The following is a 24201-nucleotide window of genomic DNA, read 5'->3' as shown; positions in this document are numbered from 1 at the left end:
CATGGACCCAGGATGTCCTGGCCGCGGCCTGCCCTCGGGGGCCATGCCGCCAGTGACGCGAACGGCGCGGCGAACGGTGGGCGGAGCCCGGCGGATGGTGGAGCCCCGGCCGTCCCTCCCGCCCCGGGCAACCAGCCTGACCCGGGGCCCGGCCGCACGGCCGGTCGCGGGGCGATGGAACGGTGCACATCTTCGCCCCGGGTGAAGACGCCCGGGGCCAGGGGTGGACAATGAAGCGGACGGCGGCGGATCAGTTCGTGGAGGTCCTCGCGCTCGCGGGGGTGAAGCGCATCTACGGGGTGGTGGGCGACAGCCTCAACGCCATCACCGAGTCGCTGCGCAAGCGCGGCGACATCGAATGGGTCCCCATGCGCAGCGAGGAGGCCGCCGCCTTCGCGGCCGGCGCGGAGGCGCACCTCACCGGGCAGCTCGCGGTGTGCGCGGGCAGCTGCGGCCCCGGCAACACCCACCTCATCAACGGCCTCTATGATTGCCACCGCAGCCGGGTGCCGGTGCTGGCCATCGCGGCGCAGATTCCCTCCGTGGAGCTGGGCACCGGCTACTTCCAGGAGACCCACCCGGAGAACCTCTTCCGCGAGTGCAGCCACTACTGCGAGCTCATCTCCGCCCCCAACCAGATGCAGCGCACCACGGAGATCGCCGTGCGCAACGCCCTGGGCAGGCGCGGCGTGTCCGTGGTGGTGATCCCCGGCGACGTCGCGCAGCAGAAGGAGGAGCCAGCCCGGCTGCCCACCGCGGAGTCCCTGCGGCTCTCCGCGCCCCAGGTGCTGCCCTCCGCCGGGTCGCTGGAGCAGCTGGCCACGCTGCTCAACGCCGGGGGCCGCGTGACGCTCCTGTGCGGCGCGGGCTGCGAGGACGCGGGGCCGCAGGTGGTGGAGCTGGCGAAGCGGCTCCAGGCGCCCGTCGTCTCCGCCCTCCGGGGCAAGGAGTTCGTGGAGAAGGACAACCCCCACTTCGTGGGGCTCACGGGGCTCATCGGCTACGCGTCCGGGTACTGGGCGATGATCGACTGCGACGTGCTGGTGATGCTGGGCACGGACTTCCCCTACCGGCAGTTCTACCCGGACCGCGAGGACACGCGCGTCATCCAGGTGGACGTGCGCCCGGAGAACATCGGCAAGCGCACGCGCGTGGACCTGGGCGTGGTGGGCAGCGTGGCGCCGACGCTCCAGGCGCTCCTGCCCCGGCTGGAGGCCCGTAGCGACGCGAAGCACCTGGAGCGCGCGCTCGCGCACTACCGCAAGACGCGTGAGGAATTGGACGCGCTGGGACAGGGCACCGTGGGCCGCAAGCCCATCCACCCGCCGCAGGTGGCCCGCTCGTTCGACCTCCAGGCGTCCGACGACGCCATCTTCACCTGCGACGTGGGCCTGCCCACGGTGTGGGCCGCGCGCTACGCGACCATGAAGGGCCGCCGGAGGTTGGTGGGCTCCTTCAACCACGGCTCCATGGCCAGCGCGCTCGCGCAGGCGATTGGCGCGCAGAAGGCCTTCCCGGACCGGCAGGTCGTCTCCTTCTCCGGCGACGGCGGCTTCACGATGCTGATGGGGGACGTTCTCACCCTGGTGCAGCTGTCGCTGCCCATCAAGATCGTCGTGTTCAACAACAGCTCCCTGGGCTTCGTGGCCATGGAGCAGCAGGTGGGGGGCATGCTCAGCGTGGGCACCGCGATGCACCCCACGAACTTCGCCGCGCTGGCGGAAGCGCTGGGCATGAAGGGCCTGCGCGTGGAGGACCCGGGGCAGGTGGACGAAGCCGTCCAGCAGGCGCTCGCGACGCCGGGCCCCGTGCTGGTGGACGCCGTGGTCAGCAAGGCGGAGCTGGTGATGCCCCCGCGCATCACCGCGTCCATGGCCGCGGGCTTCACCCTGTTCGGCATCAAGGCCCTGCTCAACGGCCGCACCACCGAGGTGCTGGAGCTGGCGCGCACGAACCTCTGGCGTTGAACCCCTGTCGTCCCGGGGACGCGTGTCGGCAGGGCCTACGGCCATGTAGGCAGGCTGCCGTACCGATAAAAAAGAGGGCGTGTCGATTCGTGGGCCCCTGCTTCGACGTGGAGTAGAAGCCCCGCGCTCTTACCTGCCACGGAGTACGCCATGGACGCCGCCCTTTCCTCCTCCACCCCCGGGGTGGAGGCCACCCCGAAGAAGAAGTCGCTCGCCCGTCACCTGCCGGCGGCGGCGCGCGTGTTCATGGGGCTGGTGTTCTTCGTCTTCGGCCTGAACGGGTTCCTGGAGTTCATTCCCATGCCCAAGGACCTGAACCCGGCGGACCCGGCGGTGGCCTTCGGCATCGCGATGAAGGCGACGGGCTTCCTGTTCTGGCTGGTGAAGGGCACGGAGACGGTGGCGGGGCTGCTGCTGCTGGCCAACCGCTTCGTCCCGCTGGCGCTGGCGATCATCGCGCCGGTCATCGTGAACATCTTCCTGACGCATGCCCTCCTCGCGCCCGCGGGCCTGGGCCTGGCGGTGATGCTCCTGGCGGCGGAGCTGTTCCTCGCCTGGTCCTACCGGGCGGTGTACCGCCCGATGCTCGCCATGCGGGTGACGCCTTCCTGAGCAGGCGCGCAGCCACCCGGCGAAGGCGGCCCAGGATGCCGTGAAGCAGTCCGCCCTCGTTGCGCACCGCTCCTCCGGTGTGTCCAAGGGCGCCGGTGGAGGAAGGCTCGGGCTGGAGGTCCCCCGTCGGAGACGAGGCGCCCCCAGTTGTCCGGCAGCCGGACAGGATTCCCAGGACCGCGCCCTTCATGTCCCCGACGCGCGCTTCATCAGGCTCGCTGGAGTCGAGCCCGGAGGGTGCTGGAAACAGCGCCCCGCTGTCCGGTTCCATGGGGAGGGTTTCCGCATGGGCGCGGGGCGCAACCCTGAGTTCCCCGATGGCCTCGGAAGCGCGCGCAAGGCAGCCGAGGTCCGACTCCGCGACAGGGGGGCGTGCCTCAAGCGCCGTGTTCTGGACGGTGGCTTGCGCAAGGTGGCCGAGGCCCGGCTCCTCAACGTCAGGGTGTGTCTCCTGCGCGGTAGCTGTCACGAGGCCGCGAGGGGCGCGCTCCTCACCACCCGGGCGTGCCGCCAGCTCCTCGTCTTGCGCGGCCGCTGACGCAGCAGGCGCGGCTCCCGGTGCGGGGGCGTCGAGGAGGCAGTCCTGGGCGAGATGCGCCTCGGGGACGGCAGGCGCGAGTTGCGCGAGCACGCGCTCATCGCACGCCTTCATCAGTGCCGGCAGCTTGTGCTGGAGGGCCTGCGCGTCGCGCTCTCCCAGGGCCCTCATCGCGCACCAGGCCCACTCGCGCAGCAACTCTCCGCCCATGAGGGGCAGCAGCTGGGCCACGCCTCCCAGGAAGGCCCGCTGCAGGGATTGAACGAGGAGCACGTACCCGGGACGCTCCGCCACCCTGGCCGCCAGCCGCAGCAACTCGAATTCAACCTGCGCGCACCAGGACCCTGACTCCCAGTGTGCCGTGTCCTGCAACTTGTAGCACGTGTCCGCCAGCCGGTTCAGGTCCAACTCAGAGCCCCTCGCGCAGCAGTCGTTCAGGAGCTCCACCAGCACCTGCCGCTTGAGGCTGAAGGCGCTCTCCAGGAGCCACCGGGCTTCCGGGGAGCGGGCGTCATGCAGTGCCAGCCCCAGGTTCTCCAGCGTCAGCGACTCATCCAGCGCCACGGCTCGCGTCTTGCGCCCGGGGCGTTGCACCACCAGCCCCCGCGCCGCCAGCCGCCGCAGTGCTTCGCGAATGGTGCCCCGGCAGGTCTCATAGTGCCGCGCCAGCTTCTCTTCCGAGCCGAACTGCCCGCCTGGCAGCCGCCCCAGCATGATGTCGCGCTCGAGCTGCGCTTCCACGTACGCCACGAGTCCGCCCCGCCCCATCCTCATCCCCCTTCTCGTTCCAGCGTCGCCATCCAACCATGGGGGTCTGACATGGACGCGCCGCCCCACCGCACGCGTTGTCTTCCATGAGGGGACACTCTCCGGCACCGATCGGCGCGAACCTGTCGGACAGTCGGACAGTCGGACAGGTTCGCGGGCTGGGCCCCATGTGGCGCGAACGTGTCGACTGTCGGACAGGTTTCTGGAAAGCGCGCCCGGCGGGCGGTCTCTTCCCGTGGCGCCCTGCCTTGGCATCGGCGCGAACACTCCGCCGCGACTCACCGAGGCGCTTCGCGGGCTGCTCGTCGTCGCGGAGACGCTTGGGGCGTCGCTTTGGGGTGAACCGTTGGCGGCCTACCTGGCCACTTCACGCAGCTCCACGAGGAGGCGGCCCCGCATGTTGCTGCCGCTGCCGTCTCCTCCGTCGCTCCAGTGGACGTCGTTCTCCGTGTGCTCCACCCGCTTCCGCCAGTGGCCTGGATCAGGCGTGCGAGGTCCTCATGTCGGGAGAACTTCGCCTGGAGCGCCTCCCGCATCACCGCCACCTTCTCGGGCTCCCAGTCGCGGCGGAGCTTGCGCTTGCGGCCCATGCGCGACGCCAGCATCGGGGAGCTGGCCCTGCGGTTCTCCTCCTGGTCCGAGGCATTCTCGAACTTCCGGGCCTGGAAGAAGTGCTCGGTGGTCGGCCAGGTCTTGCCCCGGACCTTGATGGGATGGGGCGCGAAGTCCGAGCCCCACCCGTCGCCAGTCACGCTGTCGAGGTGGATGACGCCTGCCATGCGGTTCCCTTGAAGCGCGGGGCTTCGCGCGCTGCTCGTGCTCGCGTTGGGGAGTGAAAGGGCCGGACCTATTTCAGGCTCTTGAGGTCGATGACGAAGCGGTACCTCACGTCGCCCTTCTCCAGCCGCATGAACGCTTCGTTGATGGCCTGGATGGGAATGCGCTCGATGTCGGAGACGATGCCGTGCTCGCCGCAGAAGTCGAGCATCGCCTGCGTCTCCGGCAGGCCGCCGGTGCCGGAGCCGGAGAAGCTGGCGCGGCGGGAGAGCAGCGAGATGGGCGCCACATCCAGCGGCTTCGCCGGGAAGCCCACCAGCACCAGGTGCCCGTCGCGCCGCAGCAGTCCCAGGTAGGCGTTGACGTCGTGGGCCGCGGAGACCGTGTCGAGGATGAAGTCGAGCGAGTTCGCCTTCGCCGTCAGATCCTCCGGCCTCGACGACACCGCCACCTCGTGCGCGCCCAGCCGCAGCGCGTCCTGCTTCTTGCGGTCGGTGTGGCTGAACACGGTGACGTGCGCGCCCAGCGCCAGCGCGAACTTCACGCCCAGGTGCCCCAGCCCGCCCAGCCCCACCACGCCGACCTTCTGGCCCGGCCCCACCTTCCAGTGGCGCAGCGGTGAGTACGTGGTGATGCCCGCGCACAACAGCGGCGCCACCGCCGCGGGGGCCAGGTTCGCGGGCACCTTCAGCGCGAAGTGCTCGTCCACCACGACGCTGTCCGCATAGCCGCCCTGCGTGAAGGCCTTTCCGTCCTGCTCGGAGCTGCCGTACGTCAGGACGCCCCGGACCTTGCAGTACTGCTCATACCCATCCTGGCAGTCCGCGCAGGCACGGCACGAGTCCACCATCGTGCCCACGCCCGCCAGGTCCCCCGGCCGGAACTTCTTCACGTCTCGGCCCACGCGCACCACGCGGCCCACGATTTCGTGCCCCGGCACCAGCGGGTACGGCGAGAAGCCCCAGTCGTTGCGGACCATGTGCAGGTCCGTGTGGCAGACGCCGCAGTAGAGGATCTCCAGCTGCACGTCGCGCGGGCCGGGCTCGCGGCGCTCGAAGGAGAAGGGGGCGAGGGGGGACCGGGCGTCCGGGGCCGCGTAGCCGCGAGCGGGAATCATGGGCAGTGCTCCTGGGGTGGTACTGCGTGACGCCCGGAAACATGCGCTGGAGGCCTCCTTCACGAAACGGATGGAGTCCCCACGTGGCATGTCGGAAAACTTCCGAATGGCCTCCACCCCCCTCAACGCCCTGAACGCCTTCCTCGCCGTGGGACGCCGGCGCAGCTTCGCGGCGGCGGCCGTGGAGCTGGGCATCTCGCCGTCCGCGCTGAGCCAGCAGGTGCGCCAGTTGGAGGCGCGGCTGGGCGTGCCGCTGCTCACCCGGACGACGCGCAGCGTGGCGCTGACGGACGCGGGGCAGCGGCTTTTGGAGCGCGCGGGGCCTTCCGTGGAGCAGGCGCTGGAGGCCCTGGAGGCAGCCACCGCCAGCGCGGGCGAGGTGACGGGCCGCGTGCGGCTGTCCGTGCCTGGCATCTCCCTGGCCACCGTCGTCACGCCCATCCTGCTGCGCTTCGCCCAGCGCCATCCCCAGGTGGAGGTGGACCTGCGCATCGAGGACCGGATGGTGGACATCGTGCCGGAGGGCCTGGACGCGGGCATCCGCCCGTTCGAGGCCGTCGAGCGGGACATGGTGCAGGTCCGCCTGTCCAAGCGCTTCCGCTACGTCGTCGTGGGGGCTCCTTCGTACCTCAAGCGCAAGGGGACTCCCCAGCGTCCGGAGGACCTGCTGGACCACGACTGCCTGAACATCCGCCTGCCCTCCACGGGGGCCCGGTACGCGTGGGAGCTGGAGCGCGGGAAGAAGACCTGGCGCGTCCCGGTGCGAGGCCCCGTGCTCGCCGCCCACGAAGGGGTGCTGGTGGCGATGGCGGAGGCGGGCCTGGCCCTCATGTATGCCTTTGAGCCCACCCTCGTGCCGCGCCTGAAGCGCGGCACCCTGAAGCTCGTCCTGGAACCGTACGCGGCGTGGCAGGAGGGGTTGTTCCTCTACTTCCCCAGCCGCGCCCAGGTGTCCCCCGCGTTCCGCGCCTTCCTCGACGTGGCCCGCGAGGTGACCGCCGAAAGGGCCTGAAGGTCAGTCGCGCGGCGGGCCGCGGCGGCGGTCCACCACGCCCGTGGTGACGGGCGGCTCCGCGGCCTTCACGCTCCGGGCGCGCAGGCCCAGGGTCGCGGTGTCCTCCGCGGGCAGCCCCGCCCAGGTCCGCAGCCGCTCCAGCGCCACGGCCTGGTCCGCCTCCGGCAGGCCGGTGATGCGGGCGCCGTGGTTGCCGCCCGGCTCGAAGAACCGGTACGAGTCATTGCGCGCGCTCACGCTGAAGGCGCCCGTGGACCACGGGTCGTTCTCTCCGTAGACCAGCAGGATGCGCTCGCCGAACGCCTTCACCCAGCCCTCCACGAGCGGCATGGCGAAGGGGTTGAAGGGGTACGGCCGCATGTCGAAGGGCACGAGCGCCCGCGGGTCATAGCCCCGGGGATAGCGCTGGACGCCGCGCAGGTGCTCCTCCGCGGACGCGTAGCTGCCCAGCTGCGTGGCGGCCTGGAAGTCGTAGGGCGCGTAGTAGTCCAGGTCGCCGTCGCTCATGTACGTGATGCCGACGACCGCATCCAGCACGTCCACCAGCCCCTGCGCGGGGCCGCCCTTCGGGGGGAGCAGGTCGCACAGCGACGCGTCGCCGTACTGCCAGAACGCGAAGGCGAACTCGAGGACGGTGAACTCCAGCGCCTTGTCCACGCCCAGGAAGTCGTAGGTCCGGCCATACGCCGCGCCCGCCGCCTGGAAGAGGGGCTCCACCTCCGCGCGCCGCTCCAGCACCTCGCGCTGGAAGACGCGGATGTTCTCACGGCACTCGGGCGTGCCCAGCTTGCTCAGGAACCGCACGTAGCGCGGGTCCTGCGTGCCGTAGCTGTTGGGCGCCACGTAGGCCACCGTGGCGTCCACGTCGCGCGGGAAGAACGCCCGGTGGTAGAGCGACGTCATGCCGCCCTTGCTGCCGCCGGTGCTGATCCACTTGCCGGGGAAGAGCGGCTTGAGGGCCTTGACGATGCGGTGGTGGTCCGCCGCCGCCTGCTCGATGCTGAGCAGCCTCCAGTTCGCGGGCTGCGGGATGGAGGGCGTGAAGAAGCGGTGCTCCACCAGCAGCTGGTTGCCCTGCACCAGGTAGGTGGGCTCCGTCTGGTACGGGAACGTGCTGATGCCATACCCCGTGCTGGCCAGCACCGTGGGCGCCTCCGCGCCCCGGAAGAGCAGCGTCATCCGCTGCTGGAAGCGCGTGCCATCCGGGTGCAGGTGGTCCGCCGGCTGCTCATAGCTCAGCACGAAGAACCGGATGCCCGGCGCGGGCGCCGGCCGCTCCTGCACCACCGTGAGGCCGGGAACCGCCTGCAATTGGGCCAGGATGTCCGGCGCCGCGTCCTGTGCAAGGGATTGCGCCTGGACCTCCGGCGCGCTCTGGGCCGCCGCCTCCGAGGGAACTTCACCACCGCCACACGCTTGCAGCCCCAGCGCCAGCGCACAGGCGAGCACCAGGGGACGACCAAGGAAACGCGTCATATGGGAAAGACCTCCTGTCTTGGAAAGACGCTACGAAGATGCCGGGGTCGCATTTCGTGAAGAAGGACTTCCCAGGTGCCCTGGAGGCGGCCCTAAGTTCAGCGGCCATGAACGTCTACGAGATTCGCGGTGCCTTCGGTCTGGAGAACCTGGTGCGCGCGGAGCGGGCAGACCCCACGCCCGGCCCGTTCCAGGTTCGCGTGCGCGTGAAGGCCACGAGCCTCAACTCGCGGGACCTCATGATGGTGGAGGGCCGCTACAACCCGCGCCAGAAGCTGCCGCTGGTGCCCAACTCGGACGGCGCGGGCGTGGTGGACGCGGTGGGGCCGGGCGTCACCCGCGTGAAGCCCGGGGACCGGGTGATGACGCTGTTCGCCCAAGGGTGGCAGGCCGGTGAGCCCACGAAGGCCATCACCGCCACCACGCTGGGCGGGCCGCTGGACGGCGCGCTCGCGGACACGGTGCTCCTGCACGAGGACGGCGTGGTGCCCACGCCCGCGTACCTGTCCGACGAGGAGGCCGCCACGCTGCCGTGCGCGGCGGTGACGGCGTGGAGCGCGCTCGTCACGCAGGGCGGGCTCAAGGCCGGCGACACGGTGCTGGTCCAGGGCACGGGCGGCGTGTCCATCTTCGCGCTGCAGATTGCCCGGCTGTTCGGCGCGCACGTCATCGTCACGTCCAGCCGCGACGACAAGCTGGAGCGGGCCCTGAAGCTGGGCGCGCAGGAGGGCATCAACTACGTCACCACGCCGGACTGGGAGAAGGCGGCGCGCACGCTCACCGGCGGCGTGGGCGTGGACCACGTGGTGGAGGTGGGCGGCTCGGGCACCTTCGAGAAGTCACTCAAGGCGGTGCGCGTGGGCGGCACCGTGTCCGTCATCGGCGTGCTGTCCGGCGCGGCGGGCTCCGTGTCGCTCGTCCCCATCCTGATGCAGAACCTGCGCGTGCAGGGCGTGTTCGTGGGGCACCGTCAGTCCTTCGAGGCCCTCACCCGCGCGTTCGCGCTCAATGACATCCACCCGGTGGTGGACCGCGTGTTCCCCTTCGCGGAAGCGCGCGCCGCCTTCGAGCACATGAAGCAGGGCGCGCACTTCGGCAAGATTGTCATCAAGGTGAGCTGACCCACGCGAAGTGGAAGTGCGCCTCCACCGTGGCGGCCGTGGTGTTCTTGGGCAGGGGCGGGAAGGGCGCCGCCTTCTTCACCGCGGCCAGCGCGGCGGCGTCCCACGCCTTGGCGCCGGACTCCGTGAGGATGGCGGTGGAGACCAGCTTGCCGTCCTTGTCGAGCACGGCCTGCACGATGGTCTTCTTGCCCGGCGCCGGCGTGCCCCTGGGGCCCGGCTGCTTCCAGGCCTTCGCGACGCGCTGGAAGGCCTGCTGCTGGTAGGCGGGGCTGTCCACCGACCCCTGGAAGTAGGTCTGGAGCTGGGGACTGCCGCCCGCGGCCAGCGCCCCGGAAGCGAGGGCCAGCGCGAGCACCACCACGGCGGTTTTCGTCAGACGGAGCATGGGCCGAATATAGGGCCCGCTCAGCTCCGCGGCTCGGGGCTTCGGGGCGGCGGCGCCTTGATGTCGGGAAGCTTGCCGGCGCCCTTCTCCGGCAGCCAGGACAGGTCGTACACGGCCGCGTCGCCCGCGCTGCGCATCAGGACGACGGAGGCGCCGTGCGCGCCGCTCATCTCCAGGCCGGCGGCGAACAGGCCCCGGTAGAAGCCCGCCACCACCACCGGGCGGCAGGTGAGCACGTAGCGCGTGGGGCCCGTCTGCTCCAGCCGCGCCTCCAGGTAGTTGGTGCCCGTGCGCAGGTTGCGCGTCATCCGCTCCAGCATCCGGTGCGGGCCCAGCAGCCGCACCCCCGCCAGCAGCGCGCTGCCGATGAGCGTGGCCCCGTAGCCCTCCAGGAAGCGCCGGCCCACCACCTCCGCCCCGTCGTCCAGCGTGGCCGCGGGCGCGAGCACGGACGCCGCCAGCTTCAGCGACTCCACCCACACCTCCAGGGGATAGGCCACCGACAGCTTCCCGCGCGGGTCGATGCCGGCCTCGCGCAGCTGCCGCGCGCAGGACTCGTCCAGGTGGTCACCCAGGGCGCGAATCAGCCCTTCGAAGCTCTGCTGGAACACGAGGCGTTCGGGACTCGGCATGCCCTCCCACGCTACCCGTGTGAGCGGGGCTGTCTCAACCCGGGAGGTTCCCAGGCTTCAAGAACGCGGCGCGGATTGTTCGAAAACGCAGTGCGGCACGGGGCCCGACGGGTCGGCCGACGCGGTTCGACGCGTCGAAAGGGGGGCGGCGCGGGCGCCTTCCGAGGGAAGGGAGTGTGGCATCGCGGTTGCTCTGGGAGGGAGGCGTCACCCCAACCACCTCAGGAGCAAGACCATGGGCACTCCCTCCGTGATTTTCGTCGCCAACAACACCAGCGGCGCCAACTGGCTGCCGGGCACGCCCACCATCGACCACGGCGCCATCAGCCCGTCGACGCCGCCCAACGTGACGACGCAGGCGGGCACGCAGAACCTCTTCACCGCGGAGCCCAACTGGGGGCTGATGGGGGACGAGGGGGCCGTGACGTACTCGAGCGGCGCCAGCCCGTCGGACCAGTTCGTGCTGTGGTGGGACAACCGCTGGTCGCACGCCTCCGGTCCGGGCGTCATCGCGAGGAGCGCCAACTACGACATCTCCTCCACGGTGTCGTTCAACCAGGGCTCCGGCAACTACACCGTCACGGTGAGCCTGGCGCCGAAGTCGTCGCGCCGCTGAGGTCCGGAGGCGGGTGGGGTAGGGTCGTGGGCCATGCCGCACGACCCCCTCGCCGACATCTCCACGGCCGCGATGCAGGAGCGCGGAGCCGCCCGGGGGGTGCCCCGGGTCGTGCCCGCGCTGACGGTGGTGTCCCATCCGGTGCCCCGGCGCGTGGGAGACCGGCGGCTGCTGGACGCGCTGGTGGCGGGCCGTCCGGTGGCCCTGTCGCGCAACGCGCCGGACTTCGCTCCGCCGGGCAGCTCGCTGGGCTGCCGCTGGCGGATCCGTTCGTGAGCCGCAAGCCGCTGGAGCTCTCCTCGCTGCCGGACGGCGGCGTGCGGCTGACGGTGCCGGAGGACGGCACGCACGTGGTCGCGGCGGGCACGCCGCTCCAGGGCACGCGGGACTTCGGGCCGTCGGAGTGGAGGGACGGCGTGGCGCTGGAGCTGTCGGGCCGCGTGGTGCTGCTGCTGCACCCGGTGGAGCTGGACGGCGAGGGCGCGGCGGACACGCTGGGCATGGTGGGGGAGAGCGCGGGCCTGCGGCGGCTGCGCAAGCACATCGAGCGGGTGGCGGACCTGGACGTGTCGGTGCTCATCCGCGGCGAGACGGGCACGGGCAAGGAGCTGGTGGCGCAGGCCATCCACCGGCTGGGGCCGCGCAAGGCCGGGCGCTTCGTGAGCGTCAACCTGGGCGCCATCCCCAAGGAGCTGGCGGCGGCGGAGCTGTTCGGCTCGCAGAAGGGCGCGTACTCGGGGGCGACGCGGGACCGCGAGGGCTTCTTCCGCGCCGCGCACGGGGGCACGCTGTTCCTGGACGAGGTGGGCGAGGCGCCGCCCGAGGTGCAGGTGATGCTCCTGCGCGTGCTGGAGACCGGGGAGCTGTACCCCGTGGGCGCGAGCCACCCGGTGACGGTGGACGTGCGGCTCATCGCCGCGACGGACGCGCACCTGGAGGAGCAGATCCGCGACGGGCGCTTCAAGGCGCCGCTGCTGCACCGGCTGGCGGGCTACGACCTGCGCGTGCCCGCGCTGCGCGAGCGGCGCGAGGACGTGGGCCGGCTGTTCTTCCACTTCGCGCGCGAGGAGCTGGCGGCGCTGGGAGAGGAGGCGCGGCTGGACACGGAGGATCCGCACGCGGAGCCGTGGCTGCCCGCGCCGATGGCGTCGAGGCTGGTGCGGGCGGCGTGGCCGGGCAACATCCGGCAGCTTCGCAACCTCACGCGGCAGCTCGTGATTGGGAGCCGGGGGCAGGCACGGCTCCAGGCGGACGCGCAGCTGGACGAGCTGCTGGGCGTACCGGAGGTGGCGGCGCGATCGCCGGGAACAGGCGCCGCGATGCCCGCGGGCGCTTCCTCAATGGCGGCTGGCTCGGCCATGGCCCCGGTACGGGGAGAAGGCGCCGCGATGCCCGCGGGCGCTTCCGCGATGGCTTCAGCACGGGGCTCGGGCGCTCCCGAGGCGGGCGTGGCGGCGGTGCCCCGGCGCAAGCCCTCGCAGGTGACGGAGGCGGAGCTGCTGGCCGCGCTGCGGGCGAGCGCGTGGGACCTGAAGGCCACGGCGGATGCGCTGGGCATCCCGCGCCCGTCCGTCTACGACCTCATCGAGCGGAGCCCGAACCTGCGCACGGCGGGGGACCTGGGCGCGGACGAAATCACCCGCTGCTTCGAAGCCTGCGACGGCGACCTGGACGCGATGGTGCGCACGCTGGAGGTGTCGAAGCGCGCGCTGGGGCGGCGGCTGAAGGAGTTGGGGCTGGTGGCGAAGGGGACTTAAGCAGGCGGGTACGCCGCGTGGCACGCTGGATGCTGCGCCGTCGCGCCGTCAGTGCTCATCCCCTGGAGGGTCCCCCATGCGAAGCCGCTTCCTCTTCCCGCTGTGCCTCACCGGACTGCTGCTGGCCTGTGCCAGCGGCCCCCGTGCCACCTCCTCGGAAGCCGCGCCGGACGACACCGGCCCGGTGCAGCCCTGCGCGCCGAGAGAGGGCGCGCGGACCGAGGGTGGCACGCAGGTGACCATCACCAGCTCGGATGGCAAGGTGCACTTCAGCACCAACGCGGTGCAGGTGCAGGCCGGTGATACGGTGACGTTCGTGTCGCAGGTGCAGCAGGCCCGGTGCATCGGTCTGTCGGACAGCGCGCTCCTGAAGGGGGGGGCGCCGAACCCCCTGCTGGTACCCGCCTGCCAGAGCGCTTCGTGGAAGGTGCGCGGTAAGGACGAGCCGGGGTCGAACACCTCGTGGTGGTCCTGCCCGACGAGCGACTGCTCCAAGTGCACCCAGCCCCAGGGCATCACCGAGACCATCAACGGCACACTGGAAGTCACCGGCCGCGGCGAGGACTGAAGAGGGCGGCCCCTGCCTTCCCAGGGGCGGGGGCCGTCAGCGCCTGGAGGCCTTCGCCTTGGCCGGCCTGGTGGGCTGTCGCGGGGGCACGGTCGGGGCCGTGGTGCCGGTGCTCGCGGTGACGGCCCTGAGCTCCTCGAGCCCGAGCTGGATGTGCCGTGAGAGGTCCTGCGCCTTCGGGTCCTCGAGCCAGCGCTCGAACGCGACCTTGAAGACGGCGATGCCCGCCTCGGCGGCCAGGCTCGCGGTGGGTTCAGTGACGCCGCGCTTCCTCAAGGTCTCCGCGGCGGCCGAGGCCAGCGAGGCCAGCTTGATCAGCTCGCGCTCCCGAAGCTCCGCGTGAGCGGCGAGGAGCGCCTGGCGCGCCCGGGCAGGGTCGCGGCGGTCCTTGAAGAAGGGGGCCATGGCCTCCAGGGCGGTGGCGACCGCGTCGAGCGGCGCGGTCCCCGGGGGAGCCTCCGCGATGGTGGTGACGATGCGCTCGTGGAGCGCGTCCGAGCCCCCGAACAGGACCTCCTTCTTGTCGGTGAAGTAGCGGAAGAAGGTCCGCTCCGTGAGCCCCGCGCGCGCGGCGATCTCCTCGACCGTCGTCCGGTCGTACCCGTGCTCCTGGAACAGCGTCATCGCCGCCTGTGCGAGCCGGTCTCGTGCGTTGGGTTCCCAGCGGCCCATGGGCATCAACATAACCTGATTGCAGCCACTGACATCACTTGTTAGGAGTGATGTCAGCAGCTGACATCAGGGAGCTTTCCATGCGCGTATTCGTCACGGGTGCGTCGGGTTTCATTGGCTCGGCGGTCGTCCCCGAGCTGTTGGGGGCGGGGCATCAGGTGGTGGGGCTTGCCCGCTCGGAGGCCTCGGCCCGGGCCCTGGAGGCGGCGGGGGCGGAGGTGCATCGCGGTTCGCTGGACCACCCGGACAGCCTGCGCGCCGGGGCGGAGAAGGCGGACGGGGTCATCCACCTGGCGTTCATCCACGACTTCTCGCGGTACCAGGACTCGATCCGTGCCGACGCGCGCGCGATTGAAGTCCTTGGTGAGGTGCTCCAGGGGTCCCAGCGGCCGCTCGTCATCGCGGCGGGGCTGCTCGGGCTCGCGCCGGGGCGCACCGCGGTGGAGACGGACGCGGCGGCCCCGTCAGGACGAGGCGCGTCGGAGGCGACAATGCTCGCGCTGGCCGAGCGGGGTGTGCGCACGTCCATCGTGCGGCTCTCGCCGACGGTCCACGGCAAGGGCGACCACGGCTTCGTGCCGCACCTGGTCGCGTCCGCGCGGCAGAAGGGCGTGTCCGTCTACATCGACGATGGGGCGAACCGCTGGCCCGCGGTGCACCGGAGCGACGCGGCCCGGCTCTTCCGGCTCGCGCTGGAGCGGGCCCCCGCGGGCTCGAGGCTCCACGCCGTCGCCGAAGAGGGCGTGCCCACGCGGGACATCGCGAGCGTCATCGGCCGCCGCCTGGGTGTGCCCGTCGCCTCGAAGAGACCAGAGGAGGCCGGCGACTTCGTCGGCTTCCTGGGGCACTTCTTCGCGCTCGATTCACCCGCGTCGAGCACCCTCACGCGCGAACAGCTCGGCTGGCGGCCTGAAGGGCCCGGGCTCCTGGCGGACCTCGACAACGACTCCTACTTCGCGCCGGACACGGGCATGAAGGTGTCTTGAGCAAGGCGGGGAGTCCTCAGCCCGAGGTCTCCCGGTGGCTCACGGCCATCATCGTCGCGAGCATGGTCGCGATGGGCTTGAGGCCCGCATCGGTCTCCGCGAACACGTCCCCCGTGGTGACAGTGAGTGTCCGGCCGGGCTTCGTCACCCGGCCGTGCGCGACGAACCTCCGGCCCGCGGCGGGGGCGAGGAAGTTCACCTTGTACTCCACCGTCAGGACAGCGGCCTCCACGGGCATCAGCGAGAACGCCGCGTAGCCGCAGGCACTGTCGACGATGGCGGTGACGATGGCCGCGTGCAGATAGCCGTGCTGCTGCGTGAGGTCCTCCCGGAACGGCAGCTCGATGACGACCTCGCCCGGTGACACGGAGGTCAGCGCCGCGCCAATGGTGCTCATGACGCGCTGGCGCGCGAAGCTGTCACGAACGCGCTGCTCGAAGGCGGCATCCGCCGGGGTGAAGACCTGCGGTCCGAAAGGGGGCCTGTCTGCGGTCATCGAAGTGCTCCCCGCCCGGAAGCGTCCGGGGCGTACGAAGGTACCGCCAGAGTGGGGCGCTGCCGAAGCCAATCTCATTCCTGTCGGGCACCCGGGTACGTCGCCATCCGGACGCCGTTGCCGTACGTCTCCTGTTTCTCCGCGTCGCCCCCCTTGGAGCGCCCAGCCACGATCCTGCGTAGAGGGCGAGCGGCATGTGCCAATGCCAGGCCCCCGGCCTCCATGCCATACACCTCTCCGCCCGACGCGGCCCCAACCTGACTGGCTATCGAACAGGTTTCCGCTGCGCGGATGGAGCGGGAGCCCCAGCCGGTTCTTCCAAACTTGTCCGACTGTCGGACAGGTTTCCGCTGCGCGGATGGCGCGGGAGCCCCGGCTGGTTCTTCTGAACTTGTCCGACTGTCGGACAGGTTTCCGTTGCTCCGATGGCGCGGGAGTAGCTCCAACGGTGTTTGGCCGAACCAGTCTGACTGTCGGACGGGATGCCGCTGCTCCGATGGCGCGGGAGCCCCGGCTGGTTCTTCTGAACTTGTCCGACTGTCGGACAGGTTTTCGCCACCTGGGCGGAGTGGGAGCACTCCCGGGTGCGTCCTTTCCAGCTTGTCCGACTGTCGGACAGGTTTCCGCTGCCCGGACGGAGCGGGGCGCCTCCAGCTGCGTTCAGCCCAACCAGTCCGACTGTCGGACAGGTTTCCGCTGCGCGGACGGAGCGTGGCGCCTCCAGCCGCGTTCGTCCCAACCAGTCCGACTGTCGGACAGGCTTCCGCTGCTCCGATGGTGCTCGAGCCCCCGGCCGCGGCTTCTTTCAAACCTGTCCGACTGTCGGACCGGTTCGTGAGGTTCGTCCCCGCCGCGGAGTCCCAGCGGGGTTCTCTCTTTCTCAGTTCCAAAGGCTGGGGTGTGTCGCGGTGGACCGCAGCACCTCAGCCTGTGACGGGCCCCCCACCGCGACAGCTTGAACAGGAGCCCGCGACGCCGTGCGGGGCACCTGGCCTCTGACTCTCCACCACGACGACCTGTCGAGCCGGAGCTCGCGACGTCGTGCCGTGCGCCAGGGCACCGGGCCACTCCTCCTCCATCGGCTGACGCTTCGAGCCGCGACCCGCATCGGGCTCCGTGGCTTGCTCCGTTCACGGCGGCTCACTCCACGTGAGTGGGGCCAGCGAAGGTCCTCCGTACGGCGCGGTCAGTCCGGCGGCAGCTTCGCGAGGGCGCGCCGCAGGGCATCGCGCAACCCATTGGCGTCCTTCCACTTCGGACGTGCGGTGAGCACGGCTTCAGTGAGGGACAGACCCTGCTGGAGGTGGACTCGGGCCTCCGGACCGGAAGAGGTCGCGCCCCATTCCCGCAGGAAGGCGCCGTAGGCCAGGCGCTGGTCCAGGTTCTCGGGCTCCAGCTCCAGTGCCTTCTGGAAGTCGCTCGCCGCGGCCTGGAAGGACGCCCCTGGATTCAAGCCCCGGCGGGCTTCGTCGCGAGCCTGGAGCGCCCACGCTTCACCCCGCCAACGCCACGCCTGCGCGAGTGACGGGTTGAGCTTCAGCGCGCGCTCCAACGCCTCCGTGGCCCGGGTGAGCGCGGGACGTGGATCCCGTCCCTGCTTCAGGGCGTGCGCGGCCTCGGTGTGGTGCACCTGTCCCAGGTTGGCCCACGGCTCGGCGAGTCCCGGCAGCAACGTGGTGGCCTGCTGGAGTTCGGCCTGGGCCTCCTTCGCGCTCGCGCCGGGGTCCTGGTCGCGCAGCAGCCGCCAGGTCGCGCGCCACATGCGCACCTCACCCAGGTTGTTGTGCGCGAAGCCCACCCCGGGCGCGATGGCGATGGCCTCAATGAAGGCCTGCTCCGCCTGGTCCAGCAGGGGCTCCGGTGCGTCTCCCCGGTCCCACGCCTCACGGGCCTGGTCGAGCAGGACGGTGCCCACTCCGTTCCGCAACGGAGGCAGCTTCGGGTTGATGGTGACGCCGTGCCGGTAGGCCTCCAGCGCGCGGGCGAGTTCCGGCCCTGCTTCGCCACCACGGTCGCGCAGGCGCAGGGCGAGCGCGCGGTGCACCTCCGCCAGGTAGAACCACGCGACGACGTGGCCCGGGTCGAGCGTGCTCGCTCGCTCCAGTGCCGTCCGCGCCTCCTCCAGGTCCGCGTCCTTCGACGGGGCGCGCGGATGGTTGGCGCGGTTCACGTAGGCCGTGCCCAGGTTGATCCACGCATCCGGCCGCTTCGCATCCAGCGCCAAGGCGTGTCGATAAGACGTGATGGCCTGCTGCCGGAAGGGCAGCGAGTCCCCTCCGCGTCCGTCCTCGGAGTCCGCCCACACCTTGAAGACGAGCCCCAGGTCCAGGTGGAAGTCGTAGTCGCGCGCGGACTCCGGGATGGACTCGAAGGCGGCGACGGCGGCGCGCAGGTGTTCTCGCGGATCCTCGTTGCGGTCCTGCCGGTAGCGGGCCCACTGCCACCAGCCCATGGCCAGCGCGTGGCGTGCCTCCACCCTGGACGGCTCGAGCCTCAGCGCCTCCTTCGCCGCGTCGAGCGTCCGGGTGAGGAGCGGCTCCACGTCGCCCCCGCTGCTCAAGCGCACCTGGGCGAGGCGCCGGTGGAGCCGGGCCTCCAGCACCCACGTCTCCGCTTCATCGGGCGCCGCCGTGCGCGCGCGTGACACGGCCTCCATTCCGCGCGTGTACGCGGGCAGCACGTCGCCCTTGCCGGACAGCTCCAGCAGCAGGGCCTCCTGCTCCAGCTCCGCCCGCGCACGGTGCACGGCGGACACGCTGCGGCCAATCTCCGCCGCCGCCTCGTAGGCCCGGCGTCCGGCCTCCAGGTCGTCCCGGGCCGCGTCGCGTTCACTCGCCAGGGCATGGCGCACGGCGCGGGCGAGCAGGACGTCGCCCCGGAGCAGCGGCGCTTCGTGGAACCACGGCAGCCGCGTGCCCAGCGCGTCCAGGGACTTCAGCGCGTCCTCGAAGCGCTCCTGGTGGAAGGCGCGCAGGGCCTCCGCGTACTCGGGGGCGGGCACCTCCGCGCCACGGCCCTGCTCCAGGAACGCCAGCGCCGGGTCGCGTGAGTGCGTCCGGGCTTCACGGCGCTTCGCCTCGCGGCTGGCCGTGTCCGGGTTGCGGTCCGCCTCCATCCGTTCACGCTGGTAGCGGTGGCCCAGCACCAGTGCGAGCGCATAGGCCACGCGGGGTTCGCGGAAGCCCTTCGCCCAGGCGGCCTCCAGGTTAGTGCGCGCGGCCTCCTCGTCCCCCAGCGCGAGGAACCCGCGTCCCAGTGCGTAGTGGCCCGGGCCCTCCGCGACGGGGCCCGCGTCGCGCATGGACGCTTCGATGTCGCGCATGCGGGCGCGCATCGCCTCGCGGTCCGGCCGCGTGTCGTGCAGGGGCGCCTGGCCGGAGTAGCGGGCCTGGGCCTCGATGCGTTCAACGCCTTCGGTGAACCGCCGGGTCAGGGCCTCGCGCTGGGAGACCTCGCGGCGGGCCATCACTCCCTGGCCCACGGTGCCCGCGACGGCGAGCCCTGTGATGCCCGCGACGACGACCGCGACCCGGTGACGGGCCACCCACTTGCGCACGCGGTACGCGGGGCCGGTGCGCGCGAGGACCCGGTCGCCTTCGAGGAACCGCGTGAGGTCGTCCGCCAGGGCCCGCGCGGAGCCGTAGCGCCGCGAGCGCTCCTTCTCCAGACACTTGAGGACGATGGCCTCCAGGTCCGCCGGGAGCTCCGCGTCCAGCTCGCGCGGACGGCGGGGCTCCTGGGTCGCGATGCGGCCGAGCACCTCCAATCCATTGGCACCGGTGACAGGCGGTTGGCCGGTCAGCAGGTGGTACAGCGTGGCGCCCAGGCTGTAGACGTCCGCGCGCCGGTCCAGGCGGGACACCTCACCCCGGGCCTGTTCAGGGGCCATGTACTGGGGCGTGCCCAGCACGGTGCCGGTGGCGGTGGCGGCGTCGTCGCTGGTCCAGTCGCGCGCCAGCCCGAAGTCCATGACGTAGGGGCGCAGGGCGCCGTCCTCGCCGCGCTCCACGAGGATGTTGGAGGGCTTGAGGTCGCGGTGCACGAGCCCGGCCAGGTGGGCAGCGTGCACGCCCAGCGCGGCGTCGCGCAGCACGAGCGCCTTCTGCTCCACGGACAGCGTGCCGGCCAGGGTGTGCAGCGGCGCCCCCGGGATGTACTGCATGGCGATGTACGCGCGGCCCTGGACCTCGCCGACCTCGTACACGCGGCAGACGCGTTCGTGGTCCACGCGGGCCTGGGCGCGGGCCTCGGAGATGAAGCGGCGCGACAGCTCCGGGTCCTCGTCGCGGACGAACTTCAACGCCACGTCGCGGTGCAGCCGCAGGTCCCGGGCGAGGAAGACGCGGCCCATGCCGCCCTGTCCCAGGAAGCGCACGGGCCGGTAGAGCGCCCAGTGCGGCACCGGGAACGCGGGACCGTCCACTCCGGCGGCAGGCGCGGCGCCCGGAGGCAACGTGTCGTCGGCGGTGCCCGGCGCAGGGCCCATGCGCACGGGCGCGGCGGCATGCACGGGGCCGTGCGGCGTGCCCTCCCGCGGGCGTTCTTCGTCGCGGAGCGCGCTGTCGCGCGGGCGCTCCCCCTTGCTTCCGGGCGGAGGTGGCGTCTCCTCCTCCAGGCTCCGGCGCAGCGATACGAGCGAAGCTGCGGAGAGCCGCCCCTGCTCCACGAGGAGCTGGAGCGCAGAGACGCCGCGCCGCGCGGCCTCCTCGCGCACGGCCTCCACGTCCTCGCGGGAGAGGAGCCCCTCGGCCAGGGCCATGCGCAGCTCCGCCTCATCCGCCTCAAGCACGCCAGCACGCTCCCATCGCCGGAGGAGCGTAGCGGAGCCTCCCGCTTCCACGCACGTCGCCACACGGCGGCGCGGCGCGACGCGACTTGCGGTGCCCGCCCGCCCGTTCCCAAGATGCGCGCATGAGCTCCATGTGGGTCCTGGAAACGCCGCAGCCGCCGCCGGACGCGCGCATCGCCTATGGCGAAGCCCCGCAGCAGTTCACCGAGCTGCGCAAGCCCAGGGGCAAGGGCCCGCACCCCGTGGTCCTCTTCGTCCACGGCGGCTTCTGGCGCGCCGAGTACGGCCTGGAGCACGCGGGCCACCTGTGCGCGGACCTGACGAAGCGCGGCTTCGCGACGTGGAGCCTGGAGTACCGGCGCGTGGGCCAGGACGGCGGCGGCTTCCCCGGCACCCTGGAGGACGTGGCCTCCGCGGCGGACCACCTGGTGGACGCCGCCCCGTCGCTGGGGCTGGACCTCTCCAACGTGGTGGCCATGGGCCACTCCGCCGGCGGACACCTGGCCATGTGGCTGGCCGCGCGCCACCGCCTCACGCCGAAGCAGGCGCTGTACCGAGACGCGCCCCTGAAGCTGAAGGGCGTGGTGTCCCTGGCCGGCGTGCTGGACCTCGCGCAGGGCGCGGCGCTGGACCTGGGCAAGGGCATCGTGAAGACCTTCATGGGCGGCACCCCGGAGCAGGTCCCCGAGCGCTACGCCGTGGCGTCCCCCGCGGCCCTCCAGCCGCTGAAATTGCCGCAGGTCCTCCTCCACGGCACCGAGGACGACACCGTCCCCCTGAAGGTCAGCGAGGGCTTCCACGCCCGGGGCGTCCAGCAGAAGGACCCCGTGCACCTGGTCCCCCTCAAGGGCGCGGGCCACTTCGAGCTCATCGACCCGCGCTCCAAAGAGTGGCCCCGCGTGGTCCAGGCCGTGCGGACGCTGCGCTAGCGCTGGCCCGCCGTGCGCCCGGGGCCCCCCTGGAGCCGGGACTACTTCTTCGGGGGGTTCCCTTCAGGGGGCGGCTTGGACAGCGCGGGCGGGAACGCGTTGAAGCGGCGCCACAGTTCGTAGGCGAGCGGCACCTGTTCGAGCAGCACCCACCCGTGGGCCCGCGCGCCCTGGCGCAGCAGGTCGCTTGCAGGCCAGGGCTCACCGGGCAGGGGCGTGACGAGGATGCGGAAGCGGCCCGGCTGTCCGCCACCCGCCGCGTCGATGACGGAGACCTCACCCCCGAAGGTGCCCACGGCCACGGAGGGCCAGCCGCTGGCCTGGAGCGCGGGCCAGCCCTCGAACTGCAGCCGCACCTGCCGCTCGCGCATCACCAGCGGCAGGTCGTTGCCGTCCATCCACAGCTCCACCGCGCGCGAGCGCGTCTCCGGCACGAGCACGGCCAGGGGCTCCCCCGTCTTCACGTACATGGCGCTGTCGCCCGCGTTCCTGCGCAGGATGACGCCCGCGCGCGGCGCCGTCACCAGCTGCCGCCCCTGGCGCGCCAGCCGCGTGTCCACCCGCGCCAGCTCCGCCCGGGCGCTGGTGAGCTCCTTCATCACGTCCGCCTCCTTGAGCTGCGCTTCCTCGTACTGCTTGCGCGAGCTGAGGCCCTCGTTGAAGAGCTGCCACTGGCGCCGCACGTTGCGCAGCGCCGTGTCGAGCGCGCGCTCGGCCGCCGCGAGGCGGGCCTGCGCCGCCTCCTGTTCGGAGCGCAGGCGCTGGAGCAGCTCCGGGTCGTTGTCCACGATGCGCGCGATGGGGTCCCCCTTGGCCACGTGCGAGCCCTCCTGGACGAACCACGTGTCCAGCCACCCGTCCAGCGGGGCGTCCACGCGCTGCTGGCGCTCGTCCGGCGAGTACGCCACCACCTGGCCTTCTCCAAAGGCCGACTGCTGCCAGGGGATGAACGCCAGGCCGAACGCGAGCAGGACGCCCGCGACCACCATCCCGCCCGCGAGCCTGCGCGCGGAGGCCACCGGGCGGACGCGCGCGAAGGACCCGATGCGGCCGTCCTGGAAGGAAACGCGATAGGGCATGCTCATGACGGCTTCACCTCCACCAGGGTGTTCGCTTGCACGCGCAGCTCGCGGTCACAGCGCGCCGCGAGCTCCGGCAGGTGCGTGGTGAGCAGCAGCGTCCACGGCGCGCCGGGGGCCAGCAGCCGCTCCACCACCTGCGAGCGCACGTCCGCGTCCAGGCTGTCCAGGGCTTCATCCAGCACGAGCAGCCGCGGGCGGCCCACCAGGGCGCGCGCGAGCATCAGCCGCTGGGCCTGTCCTGGAGACAGCAGCGTGTGGCCGCCCGACAGGCGCGTGCGCAGGCCGTCCGGGAGCCGCGACAGCTCATCCAGCAGACACACCGCGTCCAGCGCCTGCCGCACGTCCTGGAGCGACACGTCCGCGCGGCCCACCGCCACGTTCTCCTGCACCGTGCCGTCGAAGAGCTGGATGCCGCGCACCAGCGCCACCTGGGCCTGCAGCGAGTCGGTGGACGCCTCTCGCAGGTCCATGCCGTCCAGCTCCACGAAGCCGTGGGCCGGCTCCCGCAGGCCCACGGCCACGTCCACCAGCAGGCGCTTGCCGGAGCTGTACGGGCCGACGATGGCGACGCGGCTGCCGGGCTCCACCCGCAGGTCCACGTCGCGCAACGTCGCGGTGGAGAGCGGGCTGGCCGGGAGGCTCACGTCCCGCAGGCGCAGGGCCGCGGCGCGCCCGTCCCGGCGGTCCAGGGGTTCGCCCCCATCCGGCTGGATGGGCAGGTCGAAGAGGTGGCCCACCTTGTCCACCGCGGCCAGCAGGTCGTAGAGGCTCTCCAGGTACTTGCCGAACTTGGTGAAGCTGACCACCACCGGGGCGACGATGAGCTCCGCGGCCACGAGCTGGCCCAGGCTCAGCTGCTGGCGGGTGACGAGCCAGCCTCCCACGCCCAGCAGCAGCCCGCTCGCGAGCGCCTGGACCGTGAGCGTTCCCGCCACCTGGCGCAGCAGGATGCGGAAGTGCCCGGAGCGCGCCTCCAGATAGGCCTGGGTCGCCTCATCCGCGCGCCGCAGGGCCAGCGCCCCGCCCGCCGGTCCCCAGAAGGCGAGCGGCACCCGCGCCAGCTCCGCCAGCCAGCCCACGACCTCGTACTTCCGGTAGGACTCCTGGACGCTGGTGCGCACCGCGCCCCGCCCGAGCCCGAAGAGCACCAGCGCCATGCTCCCCAGCAGCAGCAGGTCGAAGCCGAGCAGCAGCGGGCTGTAGAAGGCCAGCACCGTCAGCCCGACGAGCGCCTGGAGCGCGAGCGCCAGCCCATCCAGCAGGATGAGGGCCGTCGCCTTCTGGATGGTCATCACGTCCATGAAGCGGTTCACCAGCTCCGACACGCGGTGGGTGTCATGCACCTGCGCCCGCACGCGCGGCAGCCGCCAGGCCAGGTCCACCGCCATGCGCGCGAAGAGCCGCTGCTGGAGCCGCTCCGCCACCAGGACCTGCATCAGCCGCAGGCCCCCGGCCAGCACGAGCAGGCCGAAGACGACGAGCCCCAGCACCGCCAGGGGCTGGAGCACGGTCCCGAAGGCGGCGGTGTTCACCACCGCCTGCGCGGTGATGGGCACCACGAGCGAGAGCAGCCCCACGCCCGCGCCGTAGACGACGAGGACCCAGAGGTCACCGCGCTCCGGCGTGAGCACGGCCTTCAGCCGCTCCCAGGGGGTCAGGTGAGGGTGATGCGTGTCCGTGGCCATTGTGTTCATCTCCCCGGCGTGGTGACCGTGGCGACCGGCAGCGCCAGCGCGGCGCGCAACGTCGCCGCGGCCTTGAAGTACTCCGCGAGTGCATCCACCTCGCGCACCTGGGCCTCCGCCGCCGTCTGCTCGCGCAGGTTCACGAGCAGCAGGCTGCTGTCGCCGTGCGCAGGCGCGTGCGCTCACCTGCGCCAGCTCCGCGCGGCGGCC

19 protein-coding genes and 3 pseudogenes are annotated in these 24201 nt (G+C 72.0%); 10 read left to right on the top strand and 12 right to left on the bottom strand.

Translation table 11 applies throughout. The features are described 5' to 3' along the window. Window positions 1–230: 230 nt before the first annotated feature. From poxB to ACLEQD_RS10055, 3 genes are all read left to right on the top strand, one after another. Entirely contained in the window at window positions 231–1967 is a 1737-nt protein-coding gene (gene poxB, locus ACLEQD_RS10065; RefSeq protein ID WP_410383290.1) for a ubiquinone-dependent pyruvate dehydrogenase, read from the top strand. Window positions 1968–2117: 150 nt separating this feature from the next. Beyond that, window positions 2118–2579: a DoxX family membrane protein gene (locus ACLEQD_RS10060; RefSeq protein ID WP_410383289.1), complete on the top strand. Its 462-nt coding sequence runs from the start codon at window positions 2118–2120 to the stop codon at window positions 2577–2579. Between the two features lie 592 nt (window positions 2580–3171). Next, a complete protein-coding gene (locus tag ACLEQD_RS10055; RefSeq protein WP_410383292.1) occupies window positions 3172–3465 on the top strand; it encodes a hypothetical protein in 294 nt (97 codons plus the stop codon). A 282-nt stretch (window positions 3466–3747) separates the two neighbouring features. Here ACLEQD_RS10055 and ACLEQD_RS10050 read toward each other — a convergent pair. The 3 genes and pseudogenes from ACLEQD_RS10050 to ACLEQD_RS10040 all read right to left on the bottom strand — a co-directional run. Then, window positions 3748–3831: pseudogene (locus ACLEQD_RS10050) on the bottom strand (hypothetical protein); the annotation flags it as partial. 578 nt (window positions 3832–4409) lie between these two features. Continuing rightward, window positions 4410–4664: pseudogene (locus ACLEQD_RS10045) on the bottom strand (NADAR domain-containing protein); the annotation flags it as partial. A gap of 68 nt (window positions 4665–4732) precedes the next feature. Further along, window positions 4733–5779, bottom strand: coding sequence for an NAD(P)-dependent alcohol dehydrogenase (locus tag ACLEQD_RS10040; RefSeq protein ID WP_410383288.1), 1047 nt, complete (start codon window positions 5777–5779; stop codon window positions 4733–4735). 106 nt (window positions 5780–5885) lie between these two features. Between ACLEQD_RS10040 and ACLEQD_RS10035 the strand changes: the two genes are divergently transcribed. Next, window positions 5886–6791, top strand: a complete 906-nt coding sequence (locus ACLEQD_RS10035; protein WP_410383287.1) for a LysR family transcriptional regulator — start codon at window positions 5886–5888, stop codon at window positions 6789–6791. Window positions 6792–6794: 3 nt separating this feature from the next. On the opposite strand, the gene ACLEQD_RS10030 is transcribed toward ACLEQD_RS10035, so the two are convergent. After that, on the bottom strand, window positions 6795–8270 hold the full coding sequence (locus ACLEQD_RS10030; protein ID WP_410383286.1) for a S28 family serine protease: 1476 nt from the start codon (window positions 8268–8270) through the stop codon (window positions 6795–6797). 107 nt (window positions 8271–8377) lie between these two features. Here ACLEQD_RS10030 and ACLEQD_RS10025 point away from each other — a divergent pair, with 107 nt between their 5' ends. Next, window positions 8378–9391: a zinc-dependent alcohol dehydrogenase family protein gene (locus ACLEQD_RS10025; RefSeq protein ID WP_410383291.1), complete on the top strand. Its 1014-nt coding sequence runs from the start codon at window positions 8378–8380 to the stop codon at window positions 9389–9391. On the opposite strand, the gene ACLEQD_RS10020 is transcribed toward ACLEQD_RS10025, so the two are convergent. Together ACLEQD_RS10020 and ACLEQD_RS10015 are read right to left on the bottom strand one after the other, a co-directional pair. Then, on the bottom strand, window positions 9378–9779 hold the full coding sequence (locus ACLEQD_RS10020) for a TonB family protein (RefSeq protein WP_410383285.1): 402 nt from the start codon (window positions 9777–9779) through the stop codon (window positions 9378–9380). The genes ACLEQD_RS10025 and ACLEQD_RS10020 overlap by 14 nt on opposite strands. A 20-nt stretch (window positions 9780–9799) precedes the next feature. Then, window positions 9800–10411, bottom strand: a complete 612-nt coding sequence (locus ACLEQD_RS10015) for a DUF2378 family protein (protein WP_410383284.1) — start codon at window positions 10409–10411, stop codon at window positions 9800–9802. A gap of 235 nt (window positions 10412–10646) precedes the next feature. Between ACLEQD_RS10015 and ACLEQD_RS10010 the strand changes: the two genes are divergently transcribed. The 3 genes and pseudogenes from ACLEQD_RS10010 (at window position 10647) to ACLEQD_RS10000 (ending at window position 13352) form a co-directional block, all read left to right on the top strand. Then, complete coding sequence (locus tag ACLEQD_RS10010; protein ID WP_410383283.1) at window positions 10647–11027, top strand: hypothetical protein; 381 nt, start codon at window positions 10647–10649, stop codon at window positions 11025–11027. A 33-nt stretch (window positions 11028–11060) separates the two neighbouring features. Next, window positions 11061–12784, top strand: a pseudogene (locus ACLEQD_RS10005) (sigma 54-interacting transcriptional regulator). A gap of 76 nt (window positions 12785–12860) precedes the next feature. Then, window positions 12861–13352 (top strand): hypothetical protein, encoded by a 492-nt coding sequence (locus ACLEQD_RS10000; protein ID WP_410383282.1) that lies wholly within the window; start codon window positions 12861–12863, stop codon window positions 13350–13352. Window positions 13353–13388: 36 nt separating this feature from the next. Here the strand turns inward: ACLEQD_RS10000 and ACLEQD_RS09995 are convergent, their stop codons facing one another. Further along, on the bottom strand, window positions 13389–14024 hold the full coding sequence (locus tag ACLEQD_RS09995) for a TetR/AcrR family transcriptional regulator (protein WP_410383281.1): 636 nt from the start codon (window positions 14022–14024) through the stop codon (window positions 13389–13391). Between the two features lie 80 nt (window positions 14025–14104). Here ACLEQD_RS09995 and ACLEQD_RS09990 point away from each other — a divergent pair, with 80 nt between their 5' ends. Further along, window positions 14105–15010, top strand: a complete 906-nt coding sequence (locus ACLEQD_RS09990; RefSeq protein WP_410383280.1) for an SDR family oxidoreductase — start codon at window positions 14105–14107, stop codon at window positions 15008–15010. 16 nt (window positions 15011–15026) lie between these two features. Here the strand turns inward: ACLEQD_RS09990 and ACLEQD_RS09985 are convergent, their stop codons facing one another. Further along, on the bottom strand, window positions 15027–15506 hold the full coding sequence (locus ACLEQD_RS09985) for a PaaI family thioesterase (protein ID WP_410383279.1): 480 nt from the start codon (window positions 15504–15506) through the stop codon (window positions 15027–15029). A 1186-nt stretch (window positions 15507–16692) separates the two neighbouring features. Next, window positions 16693–20295, bottom strand: a complete 3603-nt coding sequence (locus ACLEQD_RS09980) for a protein kinase domain-containing protein (RefSeq protein ID WP_410383278.1) — start codon at window positions 20293–20295, stop codon at window positions 16693–16695. Between the two features lie 122 nt (window positions 20296–20417). Here ACLEQD_RS09980 and ACLEQD_RS09975 point away from each other — a divergent pair, with 122 nt between their 5' ends. After that, window positions 20418–21224 carry an alpha/beta hydrolase family protein gene (locus ACLEQD_RS09975; RefSeq protein WP_410383277.1) on the top strand — a complete coding sequence of 269 codons (807 nt, stop codon included), beginning with the start codon at window positions 20418–20420 and terminating at the stop codon, window positions 21222–21224. Window positions 21225–21265: 41 nt separating this feature from the next. Here the strand turns inward: ACLEQD_RS09975 and ACLEQD_RS09970 are convergent, their stop codons facing one another. Genes ACLEQD_RS09970 through ACLEQD_RS09960 form a run of 3 tightly spaced genes read right to left on the bottom strand, consistent with a single transcriptional unit; the run spans window position 21266 to window position 24134 of the window. Then, entirely contained in the window at window positions 21266–22309 is a 1044-nt protein-coding gene (locus ACLEQD_RS09970) for an HlyD family secretion protein (protein WP_410383276.1), read from the bottom strand. Further along, the gene (locus tag ACLEQD_RS09965; RefSeq protein ID WP_410383275.1) at window positions 22306–23991 is read right to left on the bottom strand and encodes a peptidase domain-containing ABC transporter; all 1686 of its coding nucleotides are present in this window, start codon (window positions 23989–23991) and stop codon (window positions 22306–22308) included. The genes ACLEQD_RS09970 and ACLEQD_RS09965 overlap by 4 nt, the downstream gene beginning before the upstream one ends. A gap of 5 nt (window positions 23992–23996) precedes the next feature. Beyond that, window positions 23997–24134 carry a hypothetical protein gene (locus ACLEQD_RS09960; protein WP_410383273.1) on the bottom strand — a complete coding sequence of 46 codons (138 nt, stop codon included), beginning with the start codon at window positions 24132–24134 and terminating at the stop codon, window positions 23997–23999. Window positions 24135–24201 lie beyond the last annotated feature (67 nt).

Origin of the sequence: Corallococcus sp. 4LFB (assembly GCF_046520365.1) — a bacterium.
GTDB lineage: Bacteria > Myxococcota > Myxococcia > Myxococcales > Myxococcaceae > Corallococcus > Corallococcus caeni.
This window is presented reverse-complemented; position numbering and strand designations above follow the sequence as displayed.

What these genes read in the sequence shown, in the direction of transcription:
- ACLEQD_RS10000 (WP_410383282.1), top strand. Translation starts at nt 12,861, where the DNA reads ATGCGAAGCCGCTTCCTCTTCCCGCTGTGCCTCACCGGACTGCTGCTG.
- ACLEQD_RS09985 (WP_410383279.1), bottom strand. Translation starts at nt 15,506, where the DNA reads ATGACCGCAGACAGGCCCCCTTTCGGACCGCAGGTCTTCACCCCGGCG.
- ACLEQD_RS10040 (WP_410383288.1), bottom strand. Translation starts at nt 5,779, where the DNA reads ATGATTCCCGCTCGCGGCTACGCGGCCCCGGACGCCCGGTCCCCCCTC.
- ACLEQD_RS10010 (WP_410383283.1), top strand. Translation starts at nt 10,647, where the DNA reads ATGGGCACTCCCTCCGTGATTTTCGTCGCCAACAACACCAGCGGCGCC.
- ACLEQD_RS10055 (WP_410383292.1), top strand. Translation starts at nt 3,172, where the DNA reads ATGCGCCTCGGGGACGGCAGGCGCGAGTTGCGCGAGCACGCGCTCATC.
- ACLEQD_RS09975 (WP_410383277.1), top strand. Translation starts at nt 20,418, where the DNA reads ATGAGCTCCATGTGGGTCCTGGAAACGCCGCAGCCGCCGCCGGACGCG.
- ACLEQD_RS10025 (WP_410383291.1), top strand. Translation starts at nt 8,378, where the DNA reads ATGAACGTCTACGAGATTCGCGGTGCCTTCGGTCTGGAGAACCTGGTG.
- ACLEQD_RS10015 (WP_410383284.1), bottom strand. Translation starts at nt 10,411, where the DNA reads ATGCCGAGTCCCGAACGCCTCGTGTTCCAGCAGAGCTTCGAAGGGCTG.
- ACLEQD_RS09970 (WP_410383276.1), bottom strand. Translation starts at nt 22,309, where the DNA reads ATGAGCATGCCCTATCGCGTTTCCTTCCAGGACGGCCGCATCGGGTCC.
- ACLEQD_RS10030 (WP_410383286.1), bottom strand. Translation starts at nt 8,270, where the DNA reads ATGACGCGTTTCCTTGGTCGTCCCCTGGTGCTCGCCTGTGCGCTGGCG.
- ACLEQD_RS10035 (WP_410383287.1), top strand. Translation starts at nt 5,886, where the DNA reads ATGGCCTCCACCCCCCTCAACGCCCTGAACGCCTTCCTCGCCGTGGGA.
- ACLEQD_RS09990 (WP_410383280.1), top strand. Translation starts at nt 14,105, where the DNA reads ATGCGCGTATTCGTCACGGGTGCGTCGGGTTTCATTGGCTCGGCGGTC.
- poxB (WP_410383290.1), top strand. Translation starts at nt 231, where the DNA reads ATGAAGCGGACGGCGGCGGATCAGTTCGTGGAGGTCCTCGCGCTCGCG.
- ACLEQD_RS09995 (WP_410383281.1), bottom strand. Translation starts at nt 14,024, where the DNA reads ATGGGCCGCTGGGAACCCAACGCACGAGACCGGCTCGCACAGGCGGCG.
- ACLEQD_RS10060 (WP_410383289.1), top strand. Translation starts at nt 2,118, where the DNA reads ATGGACGCCGCCCTTTCCTCCTCCACCCCCGGGGTGGAGGCCACCCCG.
- ACLEQD_RS10020 (WP_410383285.1), bottom strand. Translation starts at nt 9,779, where the DNA reads ATGCTCCGTCTGACGAAAACCGCCGTGGTGGTGCTCGCGCTGGCCCTC.
- ACLEQD_RS09965 (WP_410383275.1), bottom strand. Translation starts at nt 23,991, where the DNA reads ATGGCCACGGACACGCATCACCCTCACCTGACCCCCTGGGAGCGGCTG.